The sequence below is a fragment of the Arthrobacter sp. BB-1 genome (genome assembly GCF_006151685.1).
In the GTDB taxonomy this organism is placed as follows: Bacteria; Actinomycetota; Actinomycetes; order Actinomycetales; family Micrococcaceae; genus Arthrobacter.
This window is the reverse complement of the sequence record NZ_VDEV01000004.1, coordinates 81,983-93,001: the sequence shown is the minus strand read 5'-3', so window position 1 is coordinate 93,001 and position 11,019 is coordinate 81,983. Positions and strand designations below refer to the sequence as shown.

Here is an 11,019-nt window from a genome sequence, read left to right as displayed (position 1 = left end):
CCCCCCCCCCCCCCCCCCCCCCCCCCCCCGCGGCACCCGGACGCAGCTGTCCCCCATGACCACGAGCCCGTCCAGCGTCAGCATCTCCGCCATATCCAGCCATGTGCGCTCCGGGGTGGTCACAGGAATCCCATCGACCGTGGTGACCTCGTCGCTGTAGAGCTTCATTCTGTGCACGATGACATGGGGCCTGTTGAGGTGGGCCGCGTCCTCGGGCCTGATGAGACTCCGGCGAACGCCGCGTCTGCAAGGGTGAAGGGGCGGGCGGGGAGTTCCTCCGGCAACGGGCGGGGCGTCTTCATCGGTCCATAAGACCAGACTCGGGCAAAGGTCGCAGAAGTTATCCACAACATCGATCGAGTGCTCCGTACTTGTCGTTCTCGCGCGTGAAAACGACAAGTACGCAGCTATCGATGGAGTCAGTCCTCGCTGTGGAGGTCCCGCTGGCGGGCGCTGAGCAGTTCAAACTCGGGCCGGGCGGCAACGAAACGTTCGACGGCGGCAAGCACCTCAATGAGGTGCGCGCGGTCCGCTGCCACGAGGCCGACGCCCAGCTGGGTGCGCCGGTACTGGCTGTGGTCCCCCACCTCGGCGACGGAGACATCGAAGCGGCGCTTGACTTCAGCGATGAGCGGCCTGATGACTGAGCGTTTTTCCTTAAGGCTCTGGACGTCGCCCAGGAGGATGTCGAATTCGATCCAGCCGATCCACATGGCTCCGGACCTTCCCTAGTCGATGGCGAGCTCGCCCATCTGGTCCCAGCCGTCGCCGTCGAGCTGGCGGCTGATGATCCTGGGAGTTTCGGCGAGCGCCTGGGGCATGTCCGCCATGGCCTGCTTGAAGTGGGCGCTGTTGACGTGGTCCCCGGCGGCGTCGTCCTTGAAGGCTTCCACCAGGACAAACTCGTTGGGGTCGTCCACGCTGCGGGACCAGTCGAACCACAGGTTGCCCGGCTCCTCCCGGGTGGCTTGGGTGAAGTCGGCCACCAGGCTGAGCCAGCGCTCGGACCATTCAGGCTTGACCTTGAACTTGACGACAATAAAAATCACGTGGGGATTCCTTCCGCGGCGAGGGTGCGTGCCCCTTCAATGTACCGGGACGTCACGTAGCGTTGTGCCGCGCGCGTGACAAGGCCGCCGGCGGCGTAGAACCAGTTGGCAGGTTTGCTGAACGCGCGGATCCGCACTAACACCTCCCCGCGAGCGTTGATTTCCACCTCGAAGGATTCCTCGCCCCTCGCCGGATGCCCGGGCAGCGTCCCATAGCCGAATCCTGCCGTCTGCGGCACCGCCTCGGAAGCGGGTTCCCGGACCCACACCACCTCGCACGGGGCGTTCAGCCGGAAGGGCCCAATGCCGAAGCCGCTCACCACCCTTGCCCCCGGTACCGCTACGGGGGAATCGGCCCGGACGCGCAGCCCTGCCCTTCGCTGCAGCTCCCACCCGAGGATGCCCTCCGCAACCCGCCGGTACACGGGCAGGCCAGTGCCTATCCGGACCTCCTTCAGCACGGCGGCGTACCCGGCAGGTGCGGTGCCCTGTTCCGTGTTTCCGATACCGGGATAGTTCAGTGCTCCTGGTGCCCCTCCCCTAGTGCCCACGTGCGCCGCCCAGGCGGGCCCAGCCCAGCTGCTCCCGCTGCTTCCTGTTGAGGCCTGCCACCACCAAGTCATAGGAGTCCTCCACCATGTCCCTGATCATGCCGTCCGGCAATGTCCCGTCCAGCTGCACACCGTTCCAGTGGGTCTTGTTCATGTGCCAGGCACCCGTGATTTCAGGGTGCGCGGCGCGGAGCTGGACTGCCAGGCCCGGCTCGCATTTGAGGTTCACGTATCCGTCCTTGGTGGTCATCGAGGAGAGCGCAAAGACCTTGCCTTCATTCCGGCCGCCGCCGGCAACCTGGGCGCGGACCTTGAAGACGGCGGTTTCAGGTCCAAAGGGATAATCCTCGTACGCGCCGGGGAAGGAGAGGCAGATTTTCCTCAGGGCATCGGGGTCCATGCTGGAAGCCTATAAAGCCGCCGCCTCCGGTGCTAGTCTGCGAAGATGTCACACGATCAGGGAGCCATACCTGTTCTGGACCTGGATACGGCGCGGCTGGCCGACGGGTCATTCAGCCCGGACTTCATTGAGCAGCTGCGGCACGCCACCCACAACGTGGGCTTCTTCCAGGTCACCGGCTATGGTGCGGCCACCGGGCAGGCCGAACACCTGCTGGACGTCATCAGGCGCTTCTTCGACTTGCCGCTGGAGGAGCGCATGAAGCTGGACAACCGGCTGTCACCGCATTTTCGCGGCTACACCCGGATGGGCACCGAGGTGACCCAGGGAAGGGCTGACGCCCGGGAACAGATCGACTACTCGCCCGAACGGGAGCCCGTTACCGATTATCCGGAGGACCAACCGTACTGGCTGCTGCAGGGCCCCAATCTCTGGCCTGACGATTCCTTTCCCGAGCTGCGGCCCGCCGCGATGGCATGGGCGGAGTTAATGTCCAAAGTGGGGATGGAACTTCTCAGGGCGATCGCCGTTTCCCTGCAGCTTCCGGAGGACTACTTTGACGAACCGTTCCAGGGGACGCCAGCCTGGATGGGTAAGCTGGTGCACTACGTGGGAGGAGTCGTGGAGGCCGCTGGTGACCAGGGCGTTGGCTCGCACGCCGACTACGGATTCGTCACCCTGCTGCTCCAGGACGGCGTGGGCGGATTGGAGGTCCTGCCGCCAGGGGCCAGCGACTGGGTTCCGGTGGAACCGATTCCGGGCGCGTTGGTGGTGAACCTGGGCGAGATGCTGGAGGTGGCCACGGAGGGCTACCTTGCGGCCACCATCCACCGCGTACAGGCTCCCCCGCCAGGCGTGGACAGGTATTCCGTTCCCTTTTTCTGGTCGCCGCGGCTTGATGCCGTGATCGATCCTGTGCCGCTGCCACCCGAGCTGAAGGCCGCCGCGAGGGGAATTACCGATGATCCGGCCAATCCCCTTCTTTCGTCATTCGGCCTGAACATGCTCAAGGGCAGGATGCGCGCGCACCCGGACGTCACTGAGCGGCACTATCCGGAGTTCGTGAAGCGCTGAAGCCACCCGCCAGTCAGAGGCTGAACTTCCACGCCTGCTGGGCCGGGCAGCTGTCCATCACGACGTCCAGCCCCGCTGCCTTGGCCCGCTCCGCCGCAGCCTCGTCAATGACGCCCAGCTGCATCCACACCGCTTTTGCGCCCACTGCGATCGCCTGGTCCACCACGGCCCCCACCTTTTGGGAATTGACAAAGCAGTCCACGACGTCGATGGGCTGCTTTGAGGGCGGGATGTCCAAGAGGCTGCGGTACCCGGTTTCGCCGTGGACAGGGTCCCCGGGCAGGTTCACCGGAATGATTTCCATGCCCAGGCGGTCCCTGATGAACAGCGAGGTATCGAAGGCGGCCCGCCATTCGTTGGTGCTCAAGCCAACAATGGCCCACCGCCCCTTGGTGCGCATCAGGCGTTCAATGACTGCGGGATCGTTCGTGTGGCCCATGGGCCCAGCCTACGCGGAGAAACAGTCAGCAGGGCCAAACACCCCCCGCCTGCCCGCCCACGCCTAACGGATGAACTTTTCCAGCCACTTGGTCCCGGGCATGGTCTTTGCGGCAGCGGAAGCAGCGCCATCCTTCTCTGCTGCCGGCTGTCCCGGTTCCGAAAGAATGCCAGGACCAGCGCCGGCCCCCTGCCCGGATTCGCCGTCCGCTGCATCAGGTGCGCTGCCAGCGCCGGCCCCTTGGTCCGCCCTGTCGCCCTGAGCAGTACGGGGCCCGCCGTTTTGCCCGGCGGCGCCGCCATTCTTCTCCGATTCCTTCGCCCCGGCCTGTCCACTGGCGACTGAAAGCTCCCCCGGACCGTTCCGGACCTGACCGGGCGACTGGGGCAAGGGAGCTTGCCCGGCCGGCGGCGATTGCAGGGTCAACGGGGAGTCTTCGGCAAGGGAGGCTTCACTGCCGGCCGGGCCGGCGTCGCGCTGGGCAGGGAGGTCAGTGCCGTCGTCGTGATTGGCCTGCTGATGGAACCCCGGGCCGGCGGCCTGGGGCGTGCGGATGGTCCAGGACGGCGCCCAGTCCTCCAGCATCTGCTGGATCGAGAGGCTGCCGGCAGGGGCGGAACCTGCCGGGCTGGCCGCAACGGTACCCACACCCATGCCCATTCCAGCCACCAGGGCCAGCCCGACGACGGTGGGGCGGTGTGAACGGAGCCGGCGGCGCCTGCCGAGCTCGTCGCCCGGGCCGGGCCTGGTGCCATCGCGGTGCTGGGCGGGAAGATCTTCCGGTGCAGCATCAACGGGCTCGCCCAGCAGCGCTGCCAGCCGTCCCGAGGGAACCGGCACAGGCAAGTTCGCCAGTTGGCCTACGGCGAGGAGGGCGCGGCGAAGTTCCACGTCCTGCGCCAGGCCGGCGTCGAGGAGCATCTCCTCCGCTACGGCGGCGATGTGCTGCGCTTGTGGTGTCATTGCTTCAGGTACTCCTTCACTTCCGCAAGGTCCCGGAGCTTGAGGAGCGCCCGGCGCTGGAGCTGCTTCACGGAACCCTCGCTCCTGCCCATCGCATCCGCTGCCTGCTCCACGGTAAGCCCGGCCACGAGGCGGAGGGACAGTACCTCGCGCTGGTCCTGCGGCAAAGAGTCAAGCAGCCCCAGGACTTCCTGCGGTGAAATACGCTCAAGGGCCTCGGACTCGGCCGACGAATCTTCCCGCTGGTCCAGCTCGGGCTCAAAGGGCAGTCTGGCGGGGGTGCGGCTTTGGCGCCGGTGGTCATCCACCATCCTGGCGTGGGCAACCGAAAAGATGAAGGTGCGGAGTCCTGCGGCTCCCCCGTGTACGGAGTCAAGGCGCGGCAGGATGGAAAGGAACACTTCCTGCATGGCCGCCTCCGGATCCTCGACTCCCCGGGCTGTCAGGTAGCCCAGGACCTGTGCTGCATACGTCCGGTAGACAAGGCTGAAGACGGCTGCCCCAGCGGGCCCGTCCCGCAGGGCCTCGTCTGTCAGGGCATCAGTCACGGACGTAGTGCTTTCAGTCAAAAGGGGTTCGTTTGAGCGGAGAAGCTGCCCGGCCTGCGTAAGGCCGGTTTCCCCGCACCACTTTACCCCTCAGTAATCACCAACCCCGACTGCACCGTATGCCCCGCCGGTCCCATTGGACAGCTGCCCCTGCCCCCGGAAAGTGAAAGAGCCGGCCTGGAACGTGATGGGGGACAAGTTCCAGACCGGCGCTACATAGGGGTAATCGCCGCAGGTACGCCAGGGGTTACGCGTTCGGGGAGAAAACTTTGAAAATCTTTTTTTCCGGGAAGTCAGCGGGCGGCCGCGGCAGTCCAGCGGGGCCTGCTTCCCTGCCGCCGCGGCACCTTGGCGAGGACGAACGTGTGCCCATTCGCCGGGACCCGCGGGTCATCACAGTCCGCCCCTCCGGGCACGGGCGCCCGGCCCTGCACCTCGGCAGGTGAGTCGGCAGGTGACCGGCGCACGGCGACGCCGGCCGGGCAGAGATCGGTGACCAGCCCTGTGCCTGCGCATTCGCGGACGGCAGCGATGCCGGCTGCGAGGGCATGCTTGTCCTCATACGGCCCGGAGACAGCCACCACTGCGCCATCAGGTGCCAGGAGCCGGAACCTGAAATACGCATCAGAGTCGACGAATGCCTCGAACTTTCCGGCCATGACAATCCTTCCTCGGGTCACACGGTGTACAGACGAGTCTCGCGGCCGCGCCTGCAGCCTTACAAGACCACCCGCGTTAATCCTGTGTAAATTGCCGCAAGGCTATTCCCCCGACCTGACAACGACCGCGGCGGGCCACCTCTGGAAGGTGGCCCGCCGCCGTCGTGAGTGCCAAAAAGTCAGTCGTTGATGAGGTCGTTCACCACGATGGTCTGGTCCCGGTCCGGTCCCACGCCGATCGCGGAGAAGCGCGTGCCGGACAGCTTCTCCAGGGCAAGCACGTAATTGCGGGCGTTCTCCGGCAGGTCCGCCAGGGTACGGGCGCCGGTGATGTCCTCGGTCCAGCCCTCGAAGTACTCGAAGATGGGCTTGGCATGGTGGAATTCGGTCTGCGTCATGGGCATTTCATCGTGCCGGACACCGTCCACGTCATAAGCAACGCACACAGGGATCTGCTCGATGCCGGTGAGGACGTCCAGTTTGGTGACGAAGTAGTCCGTGAAGCCGTTGACGCGGGAGGCGTGGCGGGCCAGGACGGCGTCGTACCAGCCGCAGCGGCGCGGACGGCCTGTGTTGACGCCGAACTCCCCGCCCGTCTTCTGCAGGTACATGCCCATCTCGTCGAACAGTTCCGTGGGGAACGGGCCGGCGCCAACGCGGGTGGTGTACGCCTTGATGATGCCGATGGAGCGGGAGATGCGGGTGGGCCCGATGCCCGAACCGACGGAGGCGCCGCCTGCGGTGGGGTTGGAGGAAGTGACGAACGGGTAGGTGCCGTGGTCCACGTCCAGGAACGTTGCCTGGCCGCCTTCCATCAGGACAACCTTGCCCTCGTCCAAAGCCGAGTTCAGGACCAGCGTGCTGTCGATGACCAGGGGGCGGAGCCGCTCGGCGAAGGAGAGGAAGTACTCCACGATCTCCTCCACCAGGACGCCGCGGCGGTTGTAGACCTTCACCAGGAGTTCGTTCTTCTGGCGCAGGGACCCTTCCACCTTCTGGCGGAGGATGGATTCGTCAAAGACGTCCTGCACGCGGATGCCCAGGCGGGCCACCTTGTCCATGTAGGCCGGACCGATGCCGCGGCCGGTGGTGCCGATGGCGCGGCTGCCCAGGAAGCGCTCGGTGACCTTGTCCAGCACCTGGTGGTAGGGGGCAACCAGGTGGGCGTTGGCCGAGACGCGGAGCTTCGAGGTGTCTGCACCGCGGGCCTGCAGGCCGTCAATTTCCTGGAAGAGGGCCTCGAGGTTGACCACGCAGCCGTTGCCGATGATGGGGACTGCGTTGGGGCTGAGAATACCTGCCGGCAGCAGCTTGAGTTCGTACTTTTCACCGCCTACGACGACGGTGTGCCCGGCGTTGTTGCCGCCGTTCGGCTTGACGACGTAGTCAACACGGCCGCCCAGAAGGTCGGTGGCCTTGCCTTTTCCTTCGTCGCCCCACTGGGCTCCTACGATCACAATTGCTGGCATGGGATCCTCCCCCATTCGTTCGGGCTGTCCGGTTGGCCACTGGGTGGCGGTCCTGCACAGCGCCGTTCATGAGAATGCCCCGAACGTACCGGCTGTCGCTGGTCCGCGGGCGGCGCAGCGACGCAAGAGTTCCGGGGCTCTTACCACCCAAGTTTAGCCGATGAGGCACTTGGTCCACTCGTTGGCCGCCGCGGTCCTCCCTGCACGGCAAAGGGCTCGTGCGGGAGGACCGCGGCGGACTGTCAGTGTGTGTTGCTACTCGTCGTCGGCTTCCTCTCCCGGGCGGGAGGTCTGGGTGGCGAGGCTGTCCCAGAAGGAGGTGTCGGCGTCGGCAATTGAACCGTCAGCGATGGCGGCGGCGGTGGCCGTCAGCGTGGTCACCGTCTGCTTGATCAGGTAGCCGTTGCTCCGGAGCCCCAGGGCGTAGCCGTCCAGGTAGTGGTCAGACATGCCGCGCATCTCGAACAGGAGCGTTGCGATGCCGTATTCCACTGCGATGCCGTTGCGGCTGATGGTTTCGGCGCTTCCGCCCACGTACTTGCCCAGGTGGCCCCAGCCGGTGGAATCGACGTTGTGGAACACCACGGCGCCCAGCTGCTTGGACTTTTCCACCAATGCCGGATCGGCGTTGGGGGTGGTGGGGTACAGGATGGAGCCGGACACCAGTTCGCCGTCACGCTGGCTGCGGGTGCCCTGGTGGTGCAGGTCGATCATGTAGTCCACGTTGTACTTGCGCATCACGTTGTTGTGCAGCGCTTGGGTCTCGGGCTGGATCTTGGCCACATGGTCGCGGTTGAGGTCCACTTCGTTCGCGTTGTAGCGCGTCATGTTCCGGTCGCCCTTGGCCAGGTAGTCATCCAGGGAAAAGTTCACGTCACCCATGGCACCGTCCGCGTTGAGCATGGGCACGATGAGGATGTTCACGCCGTCCAGGACATCCTGCGATTTGCCGGTGCCAAGGTGCTTGACGAATTCCAGCGCACCTTCCGTGGTGAGCTGTTCGTTGCCGTGCTGCTGCGTCAGGTAGAGGATGGTGGGCTTGGCCGGGTCCGAGATGTACTTGACCAGGTGGATGTCCCGGCCCTTCACCGTTTGGCCGATGACTTCCAGTTCCATGGCGGACTGGCGGGCGTCCTGGTCTTTGAGGAACGAGACCATCTGGTCGTAGGTGGCAAGCTTCGACGTGGTGATCTGGCCGTTGCCGTCATAGTTGGGGCCTTCGCCCACGGCCATCGCGGGTGCGGGCGCAGCGATTGCCGCAAGGGCCAGGGCTCCCGATACGGCCAGGGTCCTGAAGGTTGCCAGGGTAGTTCTCACGGTGCGGTACCTCTTCCAGTGCATGTGGGTGCGACCAGCCCGCCATGTCCCCCATCACGGGCTGTGACAGAAGCAAACCAACCTGGACGAATCCTGTCAATCGATATGACTGAATGCCGCAGGCAGTTATTACGTTCTGAAAGAGCACATCCGTTGCAGGCGACCGGCGTTTCGTTTCGCCGGGCTTGCTAAACTGGGAAAGGCCGACCAGGAATCGGCCCACCCCAACTAACCGCCGTTGATGAGGCCGTGCCGTCGTGCGCCCATTTTCACCGTCGGAAGCAACATCAATCCCCGCAGGAGATCAAGCACTTCATGACAGCCCTGGCACCCGAATCTTTCCATGAGCAGCTCCTGAGCCGCCGTTACGAACCCAACGTTGCCGCCGTCAACGAACTGTGCGATTCCCTGCAGGACGCCAAGCCCGGCACGGTGGTGCCCTACGTCGATCCCATGCACGACGTGGACGAGTGCCGCATCATCAGCCTGTACTCGAACATCGGCGCGGCGGACAAGTCCGGATTTATCACTCCCGGGGACGATGACGCCGCCACCCGGATGCTGGGCATCCAGTGGAAGCTGGGCCTGCGTCCCGAGTTCGTGATGCCGTGGAATGTCCACCCGTGGCACATCCCGGGGGAAGCGAACGGCAAGTTCACCCCGGACCAGATCTCGGCCGGCCTCAAGCCGCTGCTCAAGTTCCTGGCCCTCGTCCCCCGCGCGTCGGTCATCGTTGCCCACGGCACGGAAGCCAACCGCCTGGCCAACCTGCTGCTGAAGACCGAAGTGCCGCTGCTCTGGCGCCGTGGCCTGAAGACCTACAAGGTGCGCTCCCTCAGCGGCCGCGCCTTCGCCGGCTCACCCGCCCGCCAGGAGGAGTACCTCGAGGACATGCGCGTGGCCTACGCGGACGCGATGGCCCGGACAGGGCTGCAGAAAGCCAGCTGACTCCCGACTTCCAGGCATTACTACGACGGCCGGCACCTTTTCGAGAAAGGTGCCGGCCGTCGTCGTCATACAAAGGGGCCTCCGCCGCCCAGGATTTCCCTGGCTGAGCGAAGCGAGGGAGGCTGTGGGGACCTACTTCGCCTCTATGGCTGCCTTGGCCGCGGGGTCGGAGTCGTTGAGGAACTTCTCGATCCGTTCCGGCTCCTCCGCCTCGCCGATCGCAGCTGACGCCCGGCCAAGCGAGTACAGCGCGCGCAGGAAGCCTTGGTTGGGTTCGTGCTCCCAGGGAATGGGACCAACGCCCCGCCACCCGTTGCGGCGCAGCGAGTCAAGGCCGCGGTGGTAGCCCACGCGCGAGTAGGCGTAGGAATCGATGGTGCGCCCTTCAGCCCAGGCCTCTTCGGCCAGGACGGCCCACAACAGCGAGGACGTGGGGTGCCTGGCCACCAGGTCCAGGGCTTCCTGGCCCGCTTCCAGCTGCTGGTAGACCTCAGTCTCGGCAGGGAGGAGCGTGGGCTCGGGGCCCATCAGGTTCCTTCGGAACTCGTCGGACATTCCTAGAAGGTCTTTCCGGCCGAACCGAGCTGCTTGGTGGCTTCGACAACGCGGGCTGCCAGGCCGGCTTCGGCGGCTGCGCCCCAGACGCGGGGATCGTACGTCTTCTTGTTGCCAACTTCGCCGTCGACCTTCAGGACGCCGTCGTAGTTCTTGAACATGTGGTCCGCCACGGGGCGCGTGTAGGCGTACTGGGTGTCGGTGTCGATGTTCATCTTGATGGTGCCGTAGGAGACTGCGTCCGCGATTTCCTGGTCCGAGGAGCCGGAACCGCCGTGGAACACGAGGTCGAACGGGCTGTCCTTGCCGATCTTGGCGCCAACCTGGGCCTGGATGTCCTTCAGGATCTCCGGGCGCAGCTTCACTCCGCCGGGCTTGTAGACGCCGTGGACGTTGCCGAAGGTCAGGGCGGTGATGTAGCGGCCGTTCTCGCCTGCGCCCAGCGCTTCGATGGTGGCGAGGGCGTCTTCCACGGTGGTGTAGAGCTTCTCGTTGATCTCGTTTTCGACGCCGTCCTCTTCGCCGCCCACGGTGCCGATCTCCACCTCGAGGATCATCTTTGCGGCGGCGGTGCGCTCGAGCAGTTCGCGGGCGATGCGCAGGTTCTCCTGCAGGGTCTCCGCGGAGCCGTCCCACATGTGGGAGTTGAACAGCGGGTTGCGGCCGGCCTTGACCTCGGCCTCGGACGCTGCGAGCAGGGGCAGGACGAAGCCGTCCAGCTTGTCCTTGGGGCAGTGGTCCGTGTGCAGCGCGATGTTGACGTTGTAGTTCTTCGCCACTTCGCGGGCGAAGGCCGCGAAGCCCAGCGAACCGGCAACCATGTCCTTGGTGGACGCGCCGGACCAGTATGCGGCGCCGCCGGTGGAGACCTGGACGATGCCGTCGGACTCAGCTTCGGCGAAGCCTCGGAGGGCGGCGTTCAGCGTCTGTGAGGATGTTACGTTCACGGCCGGGAATGCGAAGCCGCCCGCCTTTGCGCGGTCGATCATCTCGGAGTAGATCTCTGGGGTTGCAATGGGCATGCTGACTCCTATGCTGAGGTTCGTC

At 65.4% G+C, this 11,019-nt stretch carries 14 protein-coding genes; 2 read left to right on the top strand and 12 right to left on the bottom strand.

Annotated features, from left to right (window positions below; translation table 11 throughout):
• Window positions 1–419: 419 nt before the first annotated feature.
• From FHJ30_RS02810 to FHJ30_RS02795, 4 genes are read right to left on the bottom strand one after another with little or no spacing between them, the layout of a single operon-like run.
• Entirely contained in the window at window positions 420–713 is a 294-nt protein-coding gene (locus tag FHJ30_RS02810; protein WP_139027744.1) for a DUF503 domain-containing protein, read from the bottom strand.
• Between the two features lie 15 nt (window positions 714–728).
• Window positions 729–1,049, bottom strand: a complete 321-nt coding sequence (locus tag FHJ30_RS02805) for a putative quinol monooxygenase (RefSeq protein WP_139027743.1) — start codon at window positions 1,047–1,049, stop codon at window positions 729–731.
• Window positions 1,046–1,600, bottom strand: a complete 555-nt coding sequence (locus FHJ30_RS02800) for a DUF1990 family protein (protein WP_240793549.1) — start codon at window positions 1,598–1,600, stop codon at window positions 1,046–1,048. The genes FHJ30_RS02805 and FHJ30_RS02800 overlap by 4 nt, the downstream gene beginning before the upstream one ends.
• Window positions 1,590–2,000, bottom strand: coding sequence for an MmcQ/YjbR family DNA-binding protein (locus FHJ30_RS02795; protein WP_139027741.1), 411 nt, complete (start codon window positions 1,998–2,000; stop codon window positions 1,590–1,592). The genes FHJ30_RS02800 and FHJ30_RS02795 overlap by 11 nt, the downstream gene beginning before the upstream one ends.
• 45 nt (window positions 2,001–2,045) lie before the next feature.
• On the opposite strand from FHJ30_RS02795, the gene FHJ30_RS02790 reads away from it, so the two are divergent.
• On the top strand, window positions 2,046–3,074 hold the full coding sequence (locus tag FHJ30_RS02790) for an isopenicillin N synthase family oxygenase (RefSeq protein WP_139027740.1): 1,029 nt from the start codon (window positions 2,046–2,048) through the stop codon (window positions 3,072–3,074).
• 13 nt (window positions 3,075–3,087) lie between these two features.
• On the opposite strand, the gene FHJ30_RS02785 is transcribed toward FHJ30_RS02790, so the two are convergent.
• The 6 genes from FHJ30_RS02785 to FHJ30_RS02760 all read right to left on the bottom strand — a co-directional run bounded on the left by FHJ30_RS02785 (window position 3,088) and on the right by FHJ30_RS02760 (window position 8,493).
• A complete protein-coding gene (locus FHJ30_RS02785; protein ID WP_139027739.1) occupies window positions 3,088–3,513 on the bottom strand; it encodes a CoA-binding protein in 426 nt (141 codons plus the stop codon).
• Between the two features lie 63 nt (window positions 3,514–3,576).
• A complete protein-coding gene (locus FHJ30_RS02780; RefSeq protein WP_139027738.1) occupies window positions 3,577–4,476 on the bottom strand; it encodes a hypothetical protein in 900 nt (299 codons plus the stop codon).
• Entirely contained in the window at window positions 4,473–5,024 is a 552-nt protein-coding gene (locus FHJ30_RS02775) for an RNA polymerase sigma factor (RefSeq protein WP_139027762.1), read from the bottom strand. The genes FHJ30_RS02780 and FHJ30_RS02775 overlap by 4 nt, the downstream gene beginning before the upstream one ends.
• A gap of 293 nt (window positions 5,025–5,317) precedes the next feature.
• Complete coding sequence (locus FHJ30_RS02770) at window positions 5,318–5,683, bottom strand: YegP family protein (RefSeq protein WP_139027737.1); 366 nt, start codon at window positions 5,681–5,683, stop codon at window positions 5,318–5,320.
• A gap of 179 nt (window positions 5,684–5,862) precedes the next feature.
• Entirely contained in the window at window positions 5,863–7,152 is a 1,290-nt protein-coding gene (locus FHJ30_RS02765) for an adenylosuccinate synthase (protein WP_139027736.1), read from the bottom strand.
• 255 nt (window positions 7,153–7,407) lie between these two features.
• Window positions 7,408–8,493, bottom strand: coding sequence for a M14 family zinc carboxypeptidase (locus tag FHJ30_RS02760; RefSeq protein ID WP_139027735.1), 1,086 nt, complete (start codon window positions 8,491–8,493; stop codon window positions 7,408–7,410).
• 291 nt (window positions 8,494–8,784) lie between these two features.
• On the opposite strand from FHJ30_RS02760, the gene FHJ30_RS02755 reads away from it, so the two are divergent.
• Window positions 8,785–9,417: a uracil-DNA glycosylase gene (locus FHJ30_RS02755; RefSeq protein ID WP_139027734.1), complete on the top strand. Its 633-nt coding sequence runs from the start codon at window positions 8,785–8,787 to the stop codon at window positions 9,415–9,417.
• Between the two features lie 132 nt (window positions 9,418–9,549).
• On the opposite strand, the gene FHJ30_RS02750 is transcribed toward FHJ30_RS02755, so the two are convergent.
• Entirely contained in the window at window positions 9,550–9,972 is a 423-nt protein-coding gene (locus FHJ30_RS02750; RefSeq protein ID WP_139027733.1) for a DUF3151 domain-containing protein, read from the bottom strand.
• A gap of 2 nt (window positions 9,973–9,974) precedes the next feature.
• On the bottom strand, window positions 9,975–10,994 hold the full coding sequence (gene fbaA / locus FHJ30_RS02745) for a class II fructose-bisphosphate aldolase (protein ID WP_139027732.1): 1,020 nt from the start codon (window positions 10,992–10,994) through the stop codon (window positions 9,975–9,977).
• Window positions 10,995–11,019: the final 25 nt, after the last annotated feature.